Raw genomic sequence first — 20,206 nt, 5'->3', positions numbered from 1 at the left:
AGCTATCAATCTACGCTTTCCTAGCGCTAATACTAATTTTTAATTCGATATCATCGTTAATAAACTTATCACCTAAATCTTCAAAAATTGATTTAGAACCGTAATTAACATTCCATTTTGTTCTGTCAATAGTAAACGGATCACTTTCAATAGTCATCTGGTCGTTCGAATTAGTAATAGTTACAGGAAACGAAATGTTGTGTTTCTGACCTTTTATCGAAAGGTTTCCAGATAGTCTTGTTTTGCCAGCAGCTAAAGATTCAGTAGATGTAATTTCAAAGGCTGCTGATGGAAATTTAGAGACATCAAAAAAGTGATTTTCTTTACCTTCAACAGTACCTTTTAAATGTGCTTCAAGATCTTCTTTACCATCTCCAGCTTCAAGATCGGTTACCGTTATAGAATTCATGTCAATTAAAAAGGTGCCGCTTTGCAATTTGCCACCATCTGTTTTAAAGACACCGTTGTCAAGGCTTATTGTACCATTATGAGTTCCTGTAGGTTTAAAACCTTTCCATTCAATAGTAGATTGGGCAACGTTGACTGTAAATTTTTCAGAAGAACTTTCACTAACAGCAGCAGCTTCGGCTTCACTTGTATTTGCTTCTGCAGCATTATTTTTACATCCAGTCATAGCAAATGTAAACACAAGCAGTAATACAATTGGTAATGTTTTCTTAATCATTTCAAATAGTTTTAGTGTTATTATTGATTCAAAAATAAGGATTTCTAAACAGACGTCAAATGATTAAATTTTTTTAATGACATTTTGACATTTTAATAATTATGGCAGTACTTTTGCAAACTTAAATCGAAGATTTACAAAAATGATCAAACACAATGAGTAAAAAAGATAAAAAAGAATCTGCTAAAGATTTGGAAACAAACGAAACTTCCAATTCAAATACACAAGTAGAAGAGGTATCTGTTGAAGACCAATTAAAAGAAGAACTTGGTAAAGAAAAGGACAAATTTTTGCGTCTGTTTGCTGAATTTGAAAACTATAAAAAAAGAACGTCTAAAGAGCGTGTAGATTTATTTAAAACAGCAAGTGAAGATGTCATGCTGGCAATGCTACCAGTATTAGATGATTTTGAACGTGCGCTTACACATATCGAAGATGACAAGGAAGCTGAAGAGCTTAGAAAAGGCGTATTGTTAATTTATAATAAACTTTTAACTACGCTCAATCAAAAAGGCTTAGAAAAAATTGAAGTTAATGCAGGTGATGTTTTTGATGCCGATTTGCATGAAGCCATTACACAAATTCCGGCACCTAGTGATGATATGAAAGGCAAAATTGTTGATGTCATTGAAAAGGGATATAAATTAGGAGAAAAAGTAATTCGTTTTCCAAAGGTGGTCATTGGTCAGTAACACATTAATTAATAAAAACTGTTTTATTATCGAAACAGGTGAAGTAACATGGCAAAAAGAGATTATTACGAGATATTAGGTATTGATAAAAATGCTTCGGCAGCTGAAATTAAGAAAGCTTATAGAAAGATGGCAATTAAATACCATCCAGATAAAAATCCGGATGATAAGAATGCCGAGGCTAATTTTAAAGAAGCCGCAGAAGCTTACGAAGTTTTAAGTAATGCAGATAAAAAAGCGCGATATGATCAATTTGGTCATCAAGCTTTTGATGGCGCAGGTGGCTTTGGAGGCGGAGGCATGAATATGGATGATATATTCAGCCAGTTTGGTGATATTTTTGGAGGTGCTTTTGGTGGTGGAGGCGGTTTCTCTGGTTTTGGAGGTGGCTTCAGTGGAGGTCAAAGACGCGTAAAAGGAAGTAATCTTCGTATACGAGTTACACTAACTTTAGATGAGATTGCAAATGGTGTTGAAAAGAAAATCAAGGTAAAACGAAAAATTCAAGCATCTGGTACCACTTATAAAACCTGTAGTACGTGTAATGGTGCTGGTCAGGTAACAAGGGTTACCAATACCATTTTAGGACGAATGCAAACAGCATCGACTTGCCCTACTTGTGGTGGCGCAGGTCAAAGTATTGACAAAAAACCTAACGACGCAGATGCTCAAGGGTTGATAATTCAGGAAGAAACTGTATCAGTTAAAATTCCTGCAGGAGTTGTAGATGGGATGCAGTTAAAGGTCACAGGTAAAGGCAATGAAGCTCCTGGAAACGGAATCTCTGGTGACTTACTGGTAGTGATTGAAGAAAAGGAACACGACACGTTAAAGCGTGAAGGAGATAATTTGCATTATGATCTTTATGTTAGTCTGCCTGATGCTGTTTTAGGAACGTCTAAAGAAATTGATACAGTCACTGGCAAAGTACGAATTAAGGTTGAAGCAGGTGTTCAATCTGGTAAAATTTTGCGCTTACGTGGAAAAGGAATACCTAGTATTAATGGTTACGGCACAGGTGACTTACTTGTTCATGTAAACGTCTGGACTCCAAAAACATTGAATAAACAGCAAAAAGAATTTTTCGAAAGCATGAAAAATGATGAACACTTCAATCCTAAGCCTGAGAGTAGTGATAAATCTTTTTTTGAAAAAGTTAAAGATATGTTTTCATAAAAAACTGTTTTTTAATAAAAAACACTATATTTGAATATCACTAATTTATTTTAGTGGTAATTTTTCTTTTTCATAGCAATTTTTTCCCATCCTTAATTTATTAAGGGTGGGTTTTGTTTTTTATGACATTTCTATCTTGTGAATTGAACCTATTATAACATTTTAAACATTTCAAATTTTAAGGTATAAATGTTAAAAATTAATGTGTATAAGCACTTAATTCCTATTAACATTTTTATCTTTACACGTTACGAAATTTAACTTTTCAATTTTAATTTATGAATAACCTCTTAGTTGCTGATTCAGTATCTAAAAATTACGGAGATTTTAGAGCGCTAAATGCTGTTTCTATCGCTGTTCCAAAGGGAAGCATTTTCGGATTGCTAGGTCCTAATGGCGCTGGTAAAACGACCCTTATTCGCATTATTAATCAAATAACTATGCCAGATACAGGTGATGTTCTTTTAGATGGAGAACCTTTAAAACCTGAACACATCCAAAATATAGGCTATCTTCCTGAAGAACGTGGTTTGTATAAGTCTATGAAAGTTGGAGAACAAGCGCTCTATCTGGCTCAATTAAAAGGGTTAACCAAACAAGAGGCTAAAACACGGTTAAAATACTGGTTTGATAAATTAGAAATTGGAGATTGGTGGAATAAAAAAATTCAGGAACTCAGTAAAGGACAAGCTCAAAAAATCCAATTTATTGTAACGGTTTTACACCAGCCAAAATTATTGATTTTTGATGAGCCTTTTTCTGGTTTTGATCCTATTAATGCCAACTTAATTAAAGATGAAATCCTTCAATTACGAGACGAAGGTGCTACTGTTATTTTTTCTACACATCGAATGGAATCGGTCGAAGAGTTGTGCGATCATATCGCTTTAATTCATAAGTCGAATAAAGTGCTTGATGGAAAGTTGACAGACATCAAACGTCAATATAAAACGAATACTTTTGAGGTCGGACTTCAAACACATAACATTGAGAGTGTTTCAAATGCTATCAAAGAAAAATTTGAGGTATTTCCTGCGACATTCAGAAATTTGAATGATGATGTTAAAATGAATATCAAATTAAATACTAATGATTCGTCTAACGATTTATTATCATTTTTAACTTCTAAGGCAGAAGTACATCACTTTGTTGAAGTTATACCTAGTGCAAACGATATTTTTATTCAAACCGTAAAAAACAATTAAGATGAATCATTTGCCACTTATAATAAAAAGAGAGTATCTGACTAAAGTCAAAAACAAATCGTTTATCATCATGACGTTTGTGAGTCCTTTAATTATGGTTGCCCTAATCGCTGTCGTTGCTTATTTATCTCAGTTAAATAATGATAAAGACAGAAGTATTTCTGTATTGGACGAAACAGGTGTTTTAAGCGAGATTTTTGCAAATACTGAACATACAACCTATACCATTTTAGAAAACGAAAATCTGGAATCAGCTAAAGCATTAGTCAAAGCAAAGGAAGATTATGGATTGCTATACATCCAGAAGAGCAGCGATATAACCAAGGTTTTACCTAATGTGAAATTTTATTCAGATGAATCACCATCATTGTCCATCATCTCAGGTTTAGAACGAAAAATAGAAAAGAAATTATCTGACGCTAAACTGGAAAGCGATGGCGTTGATATTGAAAAAATACAAGCAGCAAAAACGAATATTAATATTACTCAAGAAACATTTTCAGGAGAGAAAACTTCAAAAATTGATAGTTACTTAAAGCTGGCATTCGGTGGAGCAGCTGGTTATTTGTTATTCATGTTTATTATCATCTATGGAAACATGATTATGCGCAGTATTATTGAAGAGAAAACTAGTAGAATTATTGAAGTTATTATTTCTTCTGTGAAACCTATTCAACTCATGATGGGTAAGATCATTGGTACCTCTCTGGCGGGAATTACACAATTTGTTATTTGGGTAATTTTAGGAGGAGTTTTGTCACTTGTTTTGTCTACAATACTTGGTATTAGCCTGTCTGATATTCAAACACCACAACAAGATATGATGAATCAGGCTATGGAAAACCCAGAAGTTGCTAACGAAATGAAATTAGCCGTTCAGTCCTTTTTTAATTTGCCAATAGGCAATTTAATAATTGCATTCTTGTTATTTTTTATTGGAGGTTACTTGCTGTACAGCTCATTGTATGCCGCAGTGGGAGCTGCAGTAGATAACGAGACAGATACTCAACAATTTATGATGCCCATTATAATGCCTTTAATTCTGGCAGTTTATGTTGGTATTTTCACAGTAATTGAAGATCCTCATGGAACAGTTTCTACCGTATTTTCATTTATTCCATTTACATCTCCAGTAGTCATGCTCATGCGTATTCCTTTTGGTGTTCCACTCTGGCAACAAGCACTCTCATTTTTAATTTTAGTCGCTACATTTGTATTAACAGTTTGGTTTGCAGCTAAAATTTATCGTGTAGGTATTTTGATGTATGGAAAAAAACCGAGTTACAAAGAATTGTTTAAGTGGATAAAATATTAATCATGATTCAGGATCTATCTGCCTTAGAAGAAACAATAACAGAAAGTTCTGCTTGGGAAAAAATAAGAACGTTTCTCAACTTACATTTAGATCTTTCTGAAGATATTAGCATTTCAATTCTTGATATGTTAGTAGTAATTACTGCTATATTTATTACGACCATCATTTTAAGAATAGCCCTTAGAGCTTTCACCAGGCATCTACCAATTGAGGATAAAGGCAAATTTAATGTGGTCTATGGCTATTTTAGATGGCTTGTCTATCTTATTATTTTACTTATAACGTTACACTCTGTTGGTGTTGATGTAACTGCGGTTTTCGCTGCATCTGCCGCTTTATTAATTGGAATTGGTCTGGCGCTGCAAACCTTATTTCAGGATATAATTTCAGGAGTGTTTATTCTAATCGATCAATCTGTACATGTTGGTGATATTATTGAAATTGATGGAAAAGTAGGTCGTGTTGAAGAAATCAATTTACGAACAACAAGAGCCGTTACAATTGATAATAAAGTGCTGGTAATACCGAATCACTTGTATTTGGAAAATAGCTTGTATAATTGGACTCAAAACGGAACTTCTACCAGAGAAAGTGTTTCAGTTGGAGTGGCATACGGAAGCGATGTTCAGTTAGTAAAAACATTATTATTACAAGCTGCAAGTACGCATCCGGATGTTATTAGTAGCCCAGAACCTACTGTTGTTTTTACTGATTTTGGAGAAAGTTCATTAGATTTTAAAATTGTGTTCACGATCAACGACAGTTTTAAGGCGCAATTCCCTAAAAGTGATATTCGATTTGAAATTGATAAATTATTCAGAGAAAACAATATCACTATTCCGTTTCCTCAAAGAGATATTCATATCAAAGAACAAGCGAAATAAGTTATTTAATTTTAAAATCAATTTTTATTTATGCCAAATAAACTTCGTCTAGCTTTGTTTTTACTACTAATAGGTTCGTTTCATAGTACTGCTGTAGCGCAACTTACCGACTTGGCAAGGATTGAATATTCATTTATACCAAAAAGTAATTCTGAAGATCAATATACAAGGCTTAGAGCATTGTTTAATTATCCTATTGAAATTTCAGAAGACAACTATCTTATTGCAGGTGCTGAGTACAATAGGGTGATTTTAAATCTGGAAGATAATTATCCGTTTGATACTTCCCTTTTAAAAACGATTAATATCATTGATTTAAACATTGGTTATACTTTTAAAACTAGCGAGAAATGGAGAATTGGTTTAAAATTTAATCCAAGAATAGCATCTACACTAACCACAAAATTAACACAAGATGATTTTTTTATGAATGGTGGTGTGTTTGTTATAAATGATCGCACTAAGGATGAGAGTGCTAGTAAGCCTTACCGTTTAATATTAGGTTTAACTTATAATGCGACTACTGGAGTGCCGTTTCCACTGCCATTTGTAAGTTATTTTAGAAGAGTGAATGCTCATTGGTCTTATTCTGCCGGTGTTCCAAAATCCAATGTCAAATATTTCTTTAATGAGAAAAATATAGTTCAGACCTTCGTTGCTCTGGATGGTTATTTTGCACATTTGCAAGAGCCTTCATTAGTAAATGGTAAACAGGTTGATAATATATCTTTATCAGTTGCAGTAGGAGGTGTAGGTTATGAATATTGCTTTACAAAACATTTAGTATATTACATGTATGCAGGTTATACATTTCGATTGAACAATATATTGCGAAATGAAGAAAAAGGGGAAGTGTTTAAATTAGATGATATAAATGCTTTTTATTTAAGAACAGGTTTAAAATTTAAAATATAATTATGTCAAAGATTTTAGTCATAGAAGATGAAGCAGCAATTCGAAGAGTACTTGTAAAAATTCTTTCAGAAGAAAGTGATACGTATCAGGTTGAAGAAGCTGAAGATGGTCTGGTTGGTATTGAAAAGATAAAAAATGATGACTACGATTTAGTACTCTGCGATATTAAAATGCCTAAAATGGATGGTGTTGAAGTTTTAGAAGCTGTCAAAAAAATCAAACCAGAAATTCCAATGGTTATGATCTCAGGTCATGGCGATCTCGATACAGCTGTCAATACGATGCGTTTAGGAGCTTTTGATTACATTTCGAAGCCACCAGATTTAAATAGATTACTCAATACAGTGCGAATCGCATTAGATACAAAAACGCTAGTTGTTGAGAATAAAATGCTTAAAAAGAAAGTTAGTAAGCAATATGAAATGATTGGTGAGAGTGAGGCCATTGCTCATATCAAAGACATGATTGAAAAAGTATCTGCAACAGATGCCAGAGTTTTAATTACTGGTCCGAACGGAACAGGAAAAGAACTTGTTGCGCATTGGTTGCATCAAAAAAGTGCACGCTCAAAAGGTCCTCTAATCGAAGTCAATTGTGCTGCAATTCCTGCTGAGTTGATTGAAAGTGAACTTTTTGGTCATGTCAAAGGTGCGTTTACAAGTGCTGTAAAAGACAGAGCAGGAAAGTTTGAAGCGGCTAATGGTGGCACTATTTTTTTAGATGAAATCGGAGACATGAGTCTTTCTGCCCAAGCCAAAGTGCTAAGAGCTTTACAGGAAAATAAAATTCAGCGTGTTGGGAACGATAAAGATATTAAAGTTGATGTTAGAGTCGTTGCAGCAACTAATAAAGATTTAAAAACTGAAATTTCAGAAGGTAGATTTCGAGAAGATTTATACCACAGATTAGCTGTGATTCTTATAAAGGTTCCTGCTTTAAATGACAGACGAGAAGATATTCCATTGTTGATTAATCATTTTTCATCTAAAATTGCTGAGGAGCAAGGGAATGCCAAAAAAGAATTTTCAGATAAAGCCATAAAACTGCTTCAAGACTATGATTGGACAGGTAATATTCGTGAGTTACGAAACGTTGTTGAACGACTCATAATTCTTGGAGGAAATGAAGTTAGTGAGGAGGATGTTAAACTATTCGCATCAAAATAATTAGTGATTATGAAAGAAATTAATGTAAATGACTTCAAGGTTACCAAGCCCATTCAATTGGATAAGGTCTCAACGATCTTCGATTTAGAAGCAGATAAAAAAGACATAGAAAGTGCACTTGAAGACGTCTGCAAAGATTTGGCTAAGATTCAAAATGCCATGTATGCGCATGGAAAATACGCAGTTCTTATTTGTATTCAAGGCATGGATACTGCTGGAAAAGATAGCTTAATACGTGAAGTTTTTAAAGAACTTAATGCTAGAGGTGTTGTGGTGCACAGTTTTAAAGTTCCAACAGAAATTGAAAAAAAACACGATTATTTATGGCGACATTATATAGCGCTTCCAGCACGTGGCAAATTTGGTGTATTTAATAGAACACATTATGAAAATGTACTGGTAACTCGAGTACATCCCGAATATATTCTTGGTGAATACTTACCGCATATCAATTCTGTAGAAGATATAGATGAGAGCTTCTGGAATGAGCGTTTTGAGCAAATCAATAATTTTGAAAAGCACATTGCGCAAAATGGAACTATTGTTTTTAAATTCTTTTTGCACTTGTCTAAAGAGGAACAAAAAAATCGTCTCATTCGACGTCTTGAAAAGCCTAATAAAAACTGGAAATTTTCTCCAGGCGATTTAAAAGAACGAAAACTTTGGGATGAATATCAAGACTGCTATGAAGATGCCATCAACCGAACTTCTAAGCCACATGCACCTTGGTTTACGATTCCGGCTGATGATAAACCAACAGCCAGATATATTTTGGCACGAACCTTACTTGATACTTTAAAAACTTTTAAGGATATTAAAGAACCAGAACTTGATGATGAGGTTAAAGCAAATCTGGATGTTTATTTAAAACAACTTGAAAACGAGTAGTATTTTAAGATTTCTTTATAAATCTCCAACATTTTAAATAGTATATTTAGCTTCGATTAAAATATTTCTATGAAGCGCATCATTCTATTATTTTCTATTGCAGTTACTTTCCAAATTTCAGCACAAACTGATGCTGAAAATCTAAAAAAAATTTATGATAATTCTTTAACTAACGGAATGAGTTACCAATGGTTAGATCATTTATCTAATGAAATTGGCGGACGACTATCGGGTTCATTAAATGCAGAACGAGCTGTTGCATATACTAAAGAAGAATTTGAAAAATTAGGTCTTGATAAAGTTTGGCTTCAGCCAGTCATGGTGCCACGTTGGGTGAGAGGAACTCCTGAATTTGCTTATATAGAAACCTCACCTGGAAAAACAACTAGTGTAAATATTTGTGCACTAGGTGGATCGGTTTCAACGCCTTCAGGAGGAGTAAAGGCCAACTTGATTGAAGTGGCTACTTATAAAGACTTAGAAGCCATAGGGGAAGCGAAAATCAAAGGAAAAATCGTGTTTATTAACCGACCAATGCAGGCTAATTTAATCAATACATTTGATGCATATGGAGGATGTTCAAGTGAACGTTATTCTGGTGCTAGAGAAGCTGCAAAGTATGGCGCAGTAGGTGTTATTGTGCGTTCTTTAAATTTAAGATTAGACGATTTTCCACATACAGGAAGTATGAGTTATGGTGATTTACCAAACTCTCAACGTATTCCTTCTGCAGCAATAAGTACTAACGACGCTGAACTACTTAGCGGAATGTTAGCACTTGATAAAAATATCAAATTGTATTTCAGTCAGAGTTGTAAGCAATTAGAGGATGTGCAGTCTTATAATGTTATTGGAGAAATTACGGGAAGTGAGTTTCCAGATGAAATTATTGTGGTTGGAGGTCATCTAGATTCATGGGATTTAGGAGATGGTTCTCATGATGATGGAGCAGGAGTAGTGCAGTCTATGGATGTGCTTCGTTTATTAAAAGAAAGTGGAATTCGTCCTAAAAGAACCATTCGTGCTGTGTTGTTTATGAATGAAGAAAACGGATTGCGTGGCGGAAGAAAGTATGCTGAGGTAGCGAAACAACAAGGGGAGAATCATATTTTTGCCTTAGAAAGTGATTCGGGAGGATTTACTCCTAGAGGTTTTAGTTTTCAATCTAGTGAAGCTTTTCTGACTAAAGTTCAGAGTTGGAGATCGTTATTTAAACCCTATTTGATTCATTATTTTGAAGAAGGTTATAGTGGCGCAGATATTGGTCCGTTAAAAAATGATAACATCGTCTTGGCTGGCTTACGTCCAGATTCACAACGTTATTTTGATCATCATCATGCTGCGAATGATACTTTTGAACATGTGAATAAACGGGAACTAGAACTTGGTACTGCATCTATGACAGCTTTAATTTATTTGATTGATAAATACGGAACTGATACAATTACTAATGATTCTGGAATTAAAGATTAAGTTATGAAACAATTTGTAGTCTTATTTTTTCTAATAATTTCAGCAACACTTACTGCACAAAATATTTCAGAAGAACGTTTGCCATATTACGAAATTCCAGAATATTCTGAAACCTTTACTGCTGGAACCGTTGCAGCAAGAATGGTAGATGCTCTCGGATTTCGGTTTTACTGGGCAAGCGAAGGTTTGTCTGAAAAAGATTTAGAATTTCAACCCAGTGAAGATGTTCGTACTACAGCCGAAACGATAGACCATATTTTAGAGTTGTCTTACATTATTGTCAATGCTACTTTAAAGAAAGCAAATGGTAAAATTGATAATTCTAAATTGTCCTATGAGCAAAAACGAGAACAAACCTTAAAAAATCTGAAGACTGCTGCTGATATTTTAAGAGCAAGTGACGATATATCGCAATTCAAAATTATTTTTGGTGAACGAGAAGTACCATTTTGGAATCAAATTAACGGTCCGATAGCTGATGCTATTTGGCATTGTGGTCAGTTAGCATCATTCCGAAGAAGTTCTGGAAACGCCATTAATCCTAAGGTGAGTCATTTTAGTGGTACAGTAAAGGACTAGTTTAATTATTTCTGTAGTATTTTCCCTGCTTTAATTTCTTATGTTTTATGCCTTTAAACGTAAAAGGTATAGACACACTTCGAGCTTTATATAAAACAAAATGTAGATGAGGAATGGTTGTAAAACCTGTCATGCCTGAAATGCCAATAGGTTGATTTGCTTCAACAGTATCTCCAACCTCTACCAGAGCGCCTTCAAAATCTAAATGCACATAATGTGCCATTGTACCATCATCATGTATGATATAGATTTTATTAGCCATATCAATACATTTTATAGTTCTGCAGTGCTCTTTGGAATCTTCTTTCACAAAATAGACTTTTCCTCTTCTGGCAGCTGTAATTGTATCGCCTATGGGTAAGCCAAAATCAATTGCATATTTTGAATGGCTTTTGTTATGGGAAAATTTACCTCCAAAACTTTGAATGACTTTATAGCGTTTTCCTTTTTTAAAAGGTAGTTCATATTTAAAGTCAGTATCATAAGTTTCATTTGGAACGCCAAAAGTGATGTTATAATCGAGATAGGTCCTAAAGTTAACTTTTCCAGTATCTTCAACTTTTTCAAGAGGAATAACTAAAGCTCGTTTTAAAGTATCACCTACCTTTAAAAGACCGTAAGGATTACATTTGAGAAATGATTTCGTAGAATCTAAAACAGTAAACTGTATTTCTATTGGAGCAAAAAGACTATTGGTAAGGTCTATATATAATGAATCATTTTGAATAGCTTGTATTCGTTTGATTTCTTGAGCATTAGTGTATTGAATGAAAAGAAGGATTGCAAGTGTTAAAATCAAATGTTTCATATATTTAAGATGATTGTCCTCCTAAAATGTTACATTTTTTAATGAGAAAATTAATTATTCTTTCGTTTTTTCTTCTTCATTTTCAGACGCTTTTCGCATTTTAATATAACCGGTTACTAAGCGAACACCTAATCTTGCAAAAAGTATAATGGCAATGACCATTACAATATCAAATCCATTCATAACATCAACATTGAATAAGTCACGAAATTATGAAAACAGATGTTGCTACTGTTAAATTTAACAAGAATTGTGATTTTGAGTCCATAGCAGTACGGCTATTTTGGTTCAACAATTAAAAAAACTGCAGTACTATCACCAATATTCAAAACTTCATGCCACTCAATTTTGTCGTTGTAAAATGAATATCCCGTAGGTACATTGACCTCTCGAGTTCCAGAAGTATCTTTAATTCTAAATGTACTTCCAGCAACTGTATAGCCATAATGGGCTTTGTGGTAATGACGTTCGTGACCAACACCAGGTGGGAAAGTACATTGAAGTGTTCTTAGTTTGTCGTTATCTTCAATGACTTCACAAATTACCTGATTATTCCATCCAGCTTCAACCGGATCAGGCAGTTGATGGTTGTTTTTACAATTACATAAAAGTAATAGGAGAATAATTGGACTTACAATTTTAAAAGGGAACTTACTATTTATTCTGTGCATATATTGACTATTGTAAGGACTTAATTTCATTATCAAGCGATTTAATTAGTGACAATATACTCTTCTCTACGCGTTCTGCTCTGTTTTTAACGCTAGAATTTTCATACGCTATTGCTGAAATAACTTTAGTAAATGCTGAATCTTTTTTTAGGATATTAAAACCTTCTTGAGAAATTTTGTGTTTTAAGTAATACTTTTGAGTTTCATCATAAAGAGGCGTGAAATGTTGTATTAGCTTTGGTTCGCTATGTAAGGCATGAAACCGTAAACGTTCTTCTTCATAACGCTTGTAATAGCTATAGAGTCTTTCATAGTGTAATGATATATCATTTCTTAAACTATCACTAGAAATGATTCCGATTCCTTTTGAAACTAAAAGTCCGTAACCACTGGTATTTGGGTCAAAATGAGGTGTTACTCTAAGTATAGCAGCATTATTAAAGAATTTCTCGGAAGGACTTTCTTGAGTTCTTAAATAAGTATTTACGTCATCACAAGCTGCATTAATATCAGCCATTATTTCGATATCTTCCTGAATTTCATTCAGATCCAGATTTAGATTTACTCGTATTTCTTGAAGTATTTTAAGTTCTAATTCATGTTCCTCATTTTGCTTATTCCAGGTGTTAATCTGAAGCGCAATTAAAATTCCAATGACAACCAGAACAATTTCACCAATGGCGTATTTGAAGTATTTGGAGGTTTTGTTTTCCATGAGTAAATTTTGACGAATGTGTCTGAAGAACTTAATCATATTAAAAAGTATTGTCGCCCTGAATTTGTTTCAGGATCTCATTAAAATTGGATTCCACATCACGTGCGAAATGACAAAATAATTCATTTTTATCTAATACGTTTTTACGAGTATTTGTTATGGATTTAATCATTCATTTTAGATTTCATCTTGGTAATGATAATGAAAAGAATCGAAAGTACTGCTATGAAAATTCCTGTACCTATGATTTCTTTCAATGTTAAATTCGATAGAAAATAAACGATAATTCCAATAGATAATAAAGGTACTAGTTTTCCTCCAGGTATTTTAAATTCACCAGGTTCAGCGTTGTGAGTTTTTCGTAATTTTATAACCGAACAAGCAACTCCTAAGTAAAGTAAAAGTAGAGAAGCAGTAGCAAGAATAACCAGTTGCTCAAAACTACCAGTTACAGCCAAAACAAAAGTAATAAGTGTATGTGTGATAATGGCAATATGAGGTGTGGCAAATTTTGAATGAACTTTAGATAATTGTTTAATAGGAATGACGTTATCTCTAGATAATGCAAATAAAATTCTTGGTGAGTTTAATACATCACCACTAATATTTCCAAACATAGAAACTGCTGCACCAATGATTAATAGAATAAATCCAAAAGGACCTAAAATAACTTTGGCAGTTTCAGCTAAAGGAGCTGCTTTATAATTTGCTAATGCATCACCAAGAATACCTTGGCAAACCGTTTGAATAAGGATGTACAGTACAACAACAGAACCAATACTTATTAAAATAGCACGAGGAATGGTTCGTTTTGGATTCTTGATTTCACCACCAACGATCAATCCGGTTTCACAACCTAAAAATGCAAAAAATAAGATGAGTGATGATTCTCCTAGCTGACTTAATTCAGGTAAGGTTTCAATATGAAGATTATCTGTTGATATTTGACTTAATCCAAAAATGACTAAAATAAGTAACGGACTTACTTTTAAAATGGTATTAAGTTTTATTAAACCAATTCCTTGTTTAACACCCTTAATATTAATAAAAGCAAAACTAAAATACATTATGAAAAGAAAGCTTATACGAACCCAAGGCAATTCAAAAACAGGATGGAGAGTCATTAAAATATTTACAAGAGCATTTGCTACTGCTGCGCTTGCTATCATATTACTACCAGAAGCAAAAACACCTGCAATGAATCCAGCATAATCTCCAAAAGCGGTTTCAATGTAGGTGTAAGGACCACCTGTGTTATTTACTTTAGTCCCAGCTTCGGCAAAACAGAGGACAATTAAGGTTATTAGAATACCACAAAAAATGTATGAAAATATACTAGCAGATCCCATTATGCCTGTAATAATTGCTGGTAATGCAAAGATACCTGCGCCAATCATGATGTTTACAATATTAGCCGATAAGCCAAATACACCAATACTTCGTTTTAATCCTTCGTCTTGTTCCATGTATTAAGTGTTGTTAGCTTAGTATAAAATATTGTCTAATATGCGATTTAAATTCTGTTCCATCATCATGAATTTTCCATCGCTGAAAAATATCTCATGAATTTCCTGACGAAATTTAGCCAGTTCCATGTTATTGTAATCATGGCATTGAATGTTATCATCTATTTTTTCAAACTGCACGTCTTCGGAATCTGATTTAAATTCTGTGTAGATTTTGTCAAATGTTTCTGGATCTACTTTAGATTTAATCATTTCTATTTCAACTTCAGTTTCGTTTGAATCTGCGTTAGCACATAGTAGAAGAATATATATGTGAAGTTCAGGTTTTGTCCAGCGGTCAATTTTTGTAATCATAAGATTAAATGTTTTAGTTTAGAAGTGTTACGCAATCAAATTTTGTCTTGTAATAGTTTCAGTCGTTTTTTGTAGGTTAACTGTCTCCAAATCCATTCAAATGGACCAAATCTAAAGTGTTTAAGCCATAACTTGCTCATGATTACCTGTACTGTAAAAATGCAAATGGACATTAGCATTACAACTGTGAATCCAAATTTTCCTGCGAAACCGAAACCAATTCCGTAGAATAGTATAACAGCTATAAAGGTTTGAAAAAGATAGTTGCTCAGTGCTAATTTTCCAACTGGAGCAAATACCGAAAAATATGAAGGCTTTTTAAAATATAATAATGCTAGTAGGCTTGCTAATCCCATAGCTAGAGGCACAGTTCCTAAAGCATAAGTAATGGTTTTAAATAAATCCCAATAGGCTTCTGAACCTCCAAAAAATTCTATATAAGTTCTGATTATACTTATTGGTAAACCGATGAGAATTCCCCAAAACGCAATTTTTTTGAGAAGTGTTAAGTTGTTTAATAGATTTTCATTCAATATTTTTCTTCCAGCCCAAAGTCCGATGAGAAAAATCCCCAAAACTTTGAAAATCCGTCCTTCTTCTAAAATGGCACCAATTCTAACAAACGTATTACCAATATTCATTTTGAAAAAATCTATTAGTCTTTCATTCAATTCCAATTTTTGAAAATCAGGAAAATGGGATCCATTCCATTCTGCTAATGGCAGTCCGAAGAATTCATAATATGCAACTGATGTATTAAAGAAAATCTGAGCATAATTAAGGTCTGTAAAGTGTACAAACAACCAGTTGACGATTGGAAATAAGATCAAAATCGTAGCATAAATCAATAGTTTTTTGTTTGAAACCTTAATGAAATAAATCAAAGTAAATCCTAGTAAAGCGTATAAGGTTAAAATATCGCCTAGCCAGAATAAGCATAAATGAATTAAACCTATTATTAGAAGCCAGAACATACGTCGTCTAAAAAAAGGAGCAAACGGTTTGTTCTTACTTTGTACATTGTTGAACTGAATAACACAACCAATCCCAAAAAGTAAGGAGAAAATAGAATAAAATTTCCCATCAACTAAAGTAAACATTATAAAGTCTAAATATACATCTGAACTAAGAATGGCTTCAGGATATTTAGCGTCATCAGAAAAGAATAATAAACCTGAAAACACCACGATATTAGCACTGAAAATAAAGAAAATAGCAATACCTCTCAAGACATCTAAGAATTGAATACGATCTTGTTTTTGAACAGGTTGAACGTTTTGTATTTTGTTTGTGTTCATGACTTATTTAATAATTTAGACTTAAAATTGAAAATAAATAAACTGCTCACCACTGCCTTGAGAAATCGATATCAAAAACAACAGCATAGCCCAAATTACACCCAAGATTACTGGATGTATTTTCTTAGAAACCTCTTTCATTGATGTGTTTCTCATGATCCAATGGCAAATAAATAATAAACTAATTAATGTCAAAACCTTAAGCACATCAAAGCCATGTAATATTTTGCTGCCTTCAGGATTCATAAACAACATAGAACTTATCATATTCTTTGCTGTTGAAAATTCTCTGGCTCTAAAAAACACCCAAGTAAAGTTGACAAGCGTGTAGGTGAGTAATGCTAGAAGAACACCATTTAACGCATTGATTTTAATGGTAATTTTAGTCTTTAACAAACGTTCTACTACTAAATACATACCATGCAATGCTCCCCAAATAACAAAGGTCCATGCTGCTCCATGCCATAATCCTCCAAGTAACATAGTTAACATTAACGCGACATACATTCTGGTTAATCCATTTCGGTTTCCGCCTAAAGGAATATAGAGATAATCTCTTAACCAGGTTGATAATGAAATGTGCCAGCGTTTCCATAAATCTGAAAAACCAATGGCTGCATAAGGATATCTAAAATTGTCTGGTAAGATTATACCAAGCATTAAGGCAATTCCGATAGCACATGTTGAATATCCAGCAAAGTCAAAAAATATCTGTCCGGAGAAAGCCAGAGTTCCTGTCCATGCATCTAAACTATGCAACATTTCTTTAGATCCGAAAACCTGATCAGAAACATCAGCTAACAGAGTATCTGCCAAAACCACTTTTTGAAATAAACCAATAGTTAGCAGAAATGTTCCCCAAATAAACTGTTGACTCGTAGCTTTTTTCTCTTCATAAAATTGCGTGATTAAATCTTTGGCTCTTACAATTGGTCCTGCCACTAACTGTGGAAAGAATGTTACATATAGCGCAAAATCTAAAAACGTACGAGCAGGCTTGATTTTTTTATTATACATGTCTATCGTGTAAGACATGGTTTGAAACGTATAAAAGGAAATGCCCATAGGAAGAATGATGTCCATTGGTTTTGGTTCGTAAGCTAAACCTAGAGCATTCAGTCCCAAAGTAAAGTTCTCTAATAAGAAATTACCATATTTGAAAAAAGCAAGAAAGCCCAAATTCACAAACATGCTAAGAAGCAACCACATTTTACGCTTTTTCTGATTTTCTTCAATTGCTAATTTGTTTCCTGCTGTCCAATCCACTAGTGTTGAAATCCAAAGTAGGATAACTAAAGGCGGATTCCATAGTCCGTAAAAAACATAACTCGCTAAAAGCAACATTCTTTTTTTACCAGTCCATTTAAAAATTTTCGAATAGTATAGTGCTAAAACAATGACTAAAAACACTACGAAACTTAATGAGTTGAATAACATAATTAGTTGGTTTTAGAGTTGGTTAATGCACCATCGGCTTTCATGATTTTCACTAGTTCAGCAGTGAAGAAACTGGCATCTGGTCCCGATAAATGTGACCATTCTGGGCAGTCAAGATTTTTTAATGATTCATAATCGGCATAGTGATATGCTTTAGCTTCGGTCGCTTTTACCAATTCTTGCCAAAAATCAGTTCTTGCCAAATGTTTCGATTCAATATCTTTAAACAAACCAGTAGAAGGACATCGCAATAGGATAAGGTTCCCACCTCTAGCCTTGAATTTTTTAGCGTCTTCAACAAAAAATTGCGTTGTTTCTTTCTTTTGAGGAGGTCTGTCATTACCTTCTACAATGCTTTGCCAAACGTTTTTTACAGTTCTGGCAAAGGCAGTATCATTAGCAGTCTTATCAGACATTCTCACGTTGCGGTTTTCATCCATATATTCAAACTTATAAAATGGAGGAAATTGTGGTTTTTCTAATCTTTCGGCACCTAAAGAGACAGAATTTAGTAAGGACTTTAAATCGATGTCATCTGACCAGCCTTCTTCTGAAGTGGATATAAAAACCAGATGTTTTTGAAGAGGCATTGATAAACAATGGTTGATGCGTTGCGCATACGTTCGGTTTTCATAATGCTCAACACGAGTTTGTGCTCGTTTCCACGGACCAGCTTCGGGAAATGTGGTTGAGAAGAACAGTCCTGGTGTTACACCAACTATGACAGTTCCTATATAATCTGTATTGTTTACGATATCGTGAAAAATAGGTAGAGGCGAAGCACCAGCAGTTGCTAATTGAATGGGTCTAATTCCAGTTTCTTTTTCCCATTCATTTAATTGAATATCAAAAAGGACTCTGGAAGATCCCATAAGGACAACGTCTTCTTTAGATAAGGTTTCAACTTTGGCTCTTTGTACTGCCCAGAGGTCTTTATTGTCGTCAATATCTGGTAGTTTACCATGTGCTCTCCAATAACATTCCCAAGCAACTAGACTTAGTAAACTTAAAGCTACTGCGATAAGCATTGATTGTTTTAGATTCATTTTTGGTTGGTTTTGGTTGATACATTAATTTACAATGGTATATAGGTTATGAGAATAGATTGAATTAAAAAAAATAGTAAAAATGGTAAGACTAAATAACCCATCACATCTCGTGCTTGGATTTTAATGCCTTTTCCCATAATTGGAAATACCAGAAGTAAGAAAAAAGGCTGTAGTAAATTAGTTAAGCTTTCGCCATAGGCAACTGACAGGGAAGCTCTTGAGATCATTTTGTTAAGCTCTTCAGGTTGTAATCCAGTGCCAATTTCTGAGACAGCATTGATAATGCTCGGACCAACAACAGCAAATTCACCACCAGCTGAAGGAATTGCAAAATTGACAAAGCCACCTGTTACATAAGCAAAAAACGGATAGTTATCTATTGTAGCTGTTGAAGCGAGTAAATTTGCTAATTCTTCACCTAAACCAGTATGTATCATTATGCCCATGATGCCTGCATAAAATGGATATTGATACAAAACTCCTGAGATGTTTGTACTAGAACGTTTCATAGCAATCACATAACGCATTGGTGTTTTATGTAATGCTAATCCAACCATTATGAAAATGAAAATCATGATATTAAAATTCAGTTCAAAACCATTGGTCTGAAAGTGATAAACGATATAAATGAGACCGATTAAAACAATACTAAATTGAAGAATAAAATTGTTGTTTAAACGATCTGATAATGAGCTGAAGGATAGGTTTAAACTGGAAGCTTCCTCTTTGATAGACTTCTCTTTTTGTGAAGACTTTACTTCCAGCATGTCTTCCAGTTGTGTTAATTTTTTTTCTTTCGGAATTAGAAATACAATCAATAGAGGCGCAAAAGCGACGTATAAAGCAAGCATTGCTACGTTTAAAGGAGAACCTAGTGTTGTAGTCGTTGAAATAGTTTCCGTTAAAACTCCAGCTTCAATTAAATAATTGTTTTCTGTTCCCAATAATAAAGGAATAGAACTTGAAAGTCCGGAAACCCAGCTTCCGCCAGAAAAGTAAACACAAGCAATTAAAAATGGATAATTAATGCCTTTTATACGTAAAGCTAATTCTCTGGCTAATACACAAGTAATGACAATCCACCCAAAGCTTACCAATGATAATAAAGCTCCAATTAAAGTGACAAAAAAATAAACCTGTCGTGGTGATTTGATGTAACTGGTTAAAATATCAATACCTCTATTAATCACTGGAGATAATGCAATAGCAAATCCTGTAATTATGATTAAAACAATTTGCATTCCAAATTCTAAGAGCGACCAAAAGCCATCATACCATGCAACTATAATCTCCATTATATTTTTACCAGACCAAATATATGCAGAGAGGCCTGTGATTAATGTTAGTATAAGCGCAAAAACAAATGCATCTGGCATATACTTTTGAAAAATAATTGTAAACCTTTCACCTAGTTTGGTTAGCATAATCGA

At 33.7% G+C, this 20,206-nt stretch carries 21 protein-coding genes; 10 read left to right on the top strand and 11 right to left on the bottom strand.

The features are described 5' to 3' along the window. Positions 1-10: 10 nt before the first annotated feature. A complete protein-coding gene (locus TD18_RS07665) occupies positions 11-685 on the bottom strand; it encodes a YceI family protein (protein ID WP_052461091.1) in 675 nt (224 codons plus the stop codon). 155 nt (positions 686-840) lie between these two features. Between TD18_RS07665 and TD18_RS07660 the strand changes: the two genes are divergently transcribed. The 10 genes from TD18_RS07660 (at position 841) to TD18_RS07615 (ending at position 10,978) form a co-directional block, all read left to right on the top strand. Next, entirely contained in the window at positions 841-1,377 is a 537-nt protein-coding gene (locus tag TD18_RS07660; RefSeq protein ID WP_040250830.1) for a nucleotide exchange factor GrpE, read from the top strand. A 48-nt stretch (positions 1,378-1,425) separates the two neighbouring features. Then, the gene (gene dnaJ / locus TD18_RS07655; RefSeq protein WP_040250828.1) at positions 1,426-2,553 is read left to right on the top strand and encodes a molecular chaperone DnaJ; all 1,128 of its coding nucleotides are present in this window, start codon (positions 1,426-1,428) and stop codon (positions 2,551-2,553) included. Positions 2,554-2,831: 278 nt separating this feature from the next. Then, positions 2,832-3,758 (top strand): ABC transporter ATP-binding protein, encoded by a 927-nt coding sequence (locus TD18_RS07650; RefSeq protein WP_040250826.1) that lies wholly within the window; start codon positions 2,832-2,834, stop codon positions 3,756-3,758. Between the two features lies 1 nt (position 3,759). Continuing rightward, positions 3,760-5,073 carry an ABC transporter permease gene (locus TD18_RS07645; protein ID WP_040250824.1) on the top strand — a complete coding sequence of 438 codons (1,314 nt, stop codon included), beginning with the start codon at positions 3,760-3,762 and terminating at the stop codon, positions 5,071-5,073. Between the two features lie 2 nt (positions 5,074-5,075). Continuing rightward, positions 5,076-5,957, top strand: coding sequence for a mechanosensitive ion channel family protein (locus TD18_RS07640; RefSeq protein ID WP_040250822.1), 882 nt, complete (start codon positions 5,076-5,078; stop codon positions 5,955-5,957). Between the two features lie 30 nt (positions 5,958-5,987). Then, positions 5,988-6,872 carry a DUF6268 family outer membrane beta-barrel protein gene (locus TD18_RS07635; protein ID WP_040250819.1) on the top strand — a complete coding sequence of 295 codons (885 nt, stop codon included), beginning with the start codon at positions 5,988-5,990 and terminating at the stop codon, positions 6,870-6,872. 2 nt (positions 6,873-6,874) lie between these two features. Further along, positions 6,875-8,038, top strand: a complete 1,164-nt coding sequence (locus tag TD18_RS07630) for a sigma-54-dependent transcriptional regulator (RefSeq protein ID WP_040250816.1) — start codon at positions 6,875-6,877, stop codon at positions 8,036-8,038. A gap of 9 nt (positions 8,039-8,047) precedes the next feature. Continuing rightward, positions 8,048-8,926, top strand: coding sequence for a PPK2 family polyphosphate kinase (locus tag TD18_RS07625; RefSeq protein WP_040250813.1), 879 nt, complete (start codon positions 8,048-8,050; stop codon positions 8,924-8,926). 69 nt (positions 8,927-8,995) lie between these two features. Then, positions 8,996-10,399, top strand: coding sequence for a M20/M25/M40 family metallo-hydrolase (locus TD18_RS07620; protein ID WP_040250810.1), 1,404 nt, complete (start codon positions 8,996-8,998; stop codon positions 10,397-10,399). 3 nt (positions 10,400-10,402) lie between these two features. After that, entirely contained in the window at positions 10,403-10,978 is a 576-nt protein-coding gene (locus tag TD18_RS07615) for a hypothetical protein (protein WP_040250807.1), read from the top strand. 1 nt (position 10,979) lies between these two features. Here the strand turns inward: TD18_RS07615 and TD18_RS16660 are convergent, their stop codons facing one another. The 10 genes from TD18_RS16660 to TD18_RS07570 all read right to left on the bottom strand — a co-directional run bounded on the left by TD18_RS16660 (position 10,980) and on the right by TD18_RS07570 (position 20,200). Further along, positions 10,980-11,786, bottom strand: a complete 807-nt coding sequence (locus tag TD18_RS16660; protein ID WP_052461090.1) for a M23 family metallopeptidase — start codon at positions 11,784-11,786, stop codon at positions 10,980-10,982. A 54-nt stretch (positions 11,787-11,840) separates the two neighbouring features. After that, the gene (locus TD18_RS17520; protein ID WP_262501191.1) at positions 11,841-11,969 is read right to left on the bottom strand and encodes a hypothetical protein; all 129 of its coding nucleotides are present in this window, start codon (positions 11,967-11,969) and stop codon (positions 11,841-11,843) included. 95 nt (positions 11,970-12,064) lie between these two features. After that, positions 12,065-12,487 (bottom strand): cupin domain-containing protein, encoded by a 423-nt coding sequence (locus TD18_RS07605; RefSeq protein ID WP_241480655.1) that lies wholly within the window; start codon positions 12,485-12,487, stop codon positions 12,065-12,067. Then, the gene (locus tag TD18_RS16655) at positions 12,465-13,172 is read right to left on the bottom strand and encodes a DUF6090 family protein (protein WP_162483190.1); all 708 of its coding nucleotides are present in this window, start codon (positions 13,170-13,172) and stop codon (positions 12,465-12,467) included. The genes TD18_RS07605 and TD18_RS16655 overlap by 23 nt, the downstream gene beginning before the upstream one ends. Positions 13,173-13,336: 164 nt before the next feature. Next, positions 13,337-14,638, bottom strand: a complete 1,302-nt coding sequence (locus TD18_RS07595) for an APC family permease (protein ID WP_040250804.1) — start codon at positions 14,636-14,638, stop codon at positions 13,337-13,339. Between the two features lie 18 nt (positions 14,639-14,656). Continuing rightward, the gene (locus TD18_RS07590) at positions 14,657-14,992 is read right to left on the bottom strand and encodes a hypothetical protein (protein WP_040250801.1); all 336 of its coding nucleotides are present in this window, start codon (positions 14,990-14,992) and stop codon (positions 14,657-14,659) included. 35 nt (positions 14,993-15,027) lie between these two features. Beyond that, positions 15,028-16,290, bottom strand: coding sequence for a DUF418 domain-containing protein (locus tag TD18_RS07585; protein WP_040250797.1), 1,263 nt, complete (start codon positions 16,288-16,290; stop codon positions 15,028-15,030). A gap of 21 nt (positions 16,291-16,311) precedes the next feature. After that, the gene (locus TD18_RS07580) at positions 16,312-17,727 is read right to left on the bottom strand and encodes an MBOAT family O-acyltransferase (protein ID WP_040250795.1); all 1,416 of its coding nucleotides are present in this window, start codon (positions 17,725-17,727) and stop codon (positions 16,312-16,314) included. A 2-nt stretch (positions 17,728-17,729) separates the two neighbouring features. Next, on the bottom strand, positions 17,730-18,773 hold the full coding sequence (locus TD18_RS07575; RefSeq protein WP_040250792.1) for a hypothetical protein: 1,044 nt from the start codon (positions 18,771-18,773) through the stop codon (positions 17,730-17,732). A gap of 29 nt (positions 18,774-18,802) precedes the next feature. Then, complete coding sequence (locus tag TD18_RS07570; protein WP_040250790.1) at positions 18,803-20,200, bottom strand: short-chain fatty acid transporter; 1,398 nt, start codon at positions 20,198-20,200, stop codon at positions 18,803-18,805. Positions 20,201-20,206 lie beyond the last annotated feature (6 nt).

Source organism: Psychroserpens mesophilus (genome assembly GCF_000826645.1).
Classification (GTDB): domain Bacteria; phylum Bacteroidota; class Bacteroidia; order Flavobacteriales; family Flavobacteriaceae; genus Psychroserpens; species Psychroserpens mesophilus.
Note: the sequence above shows the minus strand (reverse complement) of the source record. Positions and strands in the feature narration are given on the sequence as shown.

Bases quoted from the DNA above. Each gene is read 5' to 3' on its own strand.
- TD18_RS16655 (WP_162483190.1), bottom strand. From the start codon at position 13,172: ATGGAAAACAAAACCTCCAAATACTTCAAATACGCCATTGGTGAAATT.
- TD18_RS07580 (WP_040250795.1), bottom strand. From the start codon at position 17,727: ATGTTATTCAACTCATTAAGTTTCGTAGTGTTTTTAGTCATTGTTTTA.
- TD18_RS17520 (WP_262501191.1), bottom strand. From the start codon at position 11,969: ATGAATGGATTTGATATTGTAATGGTCATTGCCATTATACTTTTTGCA.
- TD18_RS07570 (WP_040250790.1), bottom strand. From the start codon at position 20,200: ATGCTAACCAAACTAGGTGAAAGGTTTACAATTATTTTTCAAAAGTAT.
- TD18_RS16660 (WP_052461090.1), bottom strand. From the start codon at position 11,786: ATGAAACATTTGATTTTAACACTTGCAATCCTTCTTTTCATTCAATAC.
- TD18_RS07590 (WP_040250801.1), bottom strand. From the start codon at position 14,992: ATGATTACAAAAATTGACCGCTGGACAAAACCTGAACTTCACATATAT.
- TD18_RS07625 (WP_040250813.1), top strand. From the start codon at position 8,048: ATGAAAGAAATTAATGTAAATGACTTCAAGGTTACCAAGCCCATTCAA.
- TD18_RS07660 (WP_040250830.1), top strand. From the start codon at position 841: ATGAGTAAAAAAGATAAAAAAGAATCTGCTAAAGATTTGGAAACAAAC.
- TD18_RS07645 (WP_040250824.1), top strand. From the start codon at position 3,760: ATGAATCATTTGCCACTTATAATAAAAAGAGAGTATCTGACTAAAGTC.
- TD18_RS07640 (WP_040250822.1), top strand. From the start codon at position 5,076: ATGATTCAGGATCTATCTGCCTTAGAAGAAACAATAACAGAAAGTTCT.
- TD18_RS07665 (WP_052461091.1), bottom strand. From the start codon at position 685: ATGATTAAGAAAACATTACCAATTGTATTACTGCTTGTGTTTACATTT.
- dnaJ (WP_040250828.1), top strand. From the start codon at position 1,426: ATGGCAAAAAGAGATTATTACGAGATATTAGGTATTGATAAAAATGCT.
- TD18_RS07630 (WP_040250816.1), top strand. From the start codon at position 6,875: ATGTCAAAGATTTTAGTCATAGAAGATGAAGCAGCAATTCGAAGAGTA.
- TD18_RS07605 (WP_241480655.1), bottom strand. From the start codon at position 12,487: ATGAAATTAAGTCCTTACAATAGTCAATATATGCACAGAATAAATAGT.
- TD18_RS07575 (WP_040250792.1), bottom strand. From the start codon at position 18,773: ATGAATCTAAAACAATCAATGCTTATCGCAGTAGCTTTAAGTTTACTA.
- TD18_RS07650 (WP_040250826.1), top strand. From the start codon at position 2,832: ATGAATAACCTCTTAGTTGCTGATTCAGTATCTAAAAATTACGGAGAT.
- TD18_RS07595 (WP_040250804.1), bottom strand. From the start codon at position 14,638: ATGGAACAAGACGAAGGATTAAAACGAAGTATTGGTGTATTTGGCTTA.
- TD18_RS07585 (WP_040250797.1), bottom strand. From the start codon at position 16,290: ATGAACACAAACAAAATACAAAACGTTCAACCTGTTCAAAAACAAGAT.
- TD18_RS07620 (WP_040250810.1), top strand. From the start codon at position 8,996: ATGAAGCGCATCATTCTATTATTTTCTATTGCAGTTACTTTCCAAATT.
- TD18_RS07615 (WP_040250807.1), top strand. From the start codon at position 10,403: ATGAAACAATTTGTAGTCTTATTTTTTCTAATAATTTCAGCAACACTT.
- TD18_RS07635 (WP_040250819.1), top strand. From the start codon at position 5,988: ATGCCAAATAAACTTCGTCTAGCTTTGTTTTTACTACTAATAGGTTCG.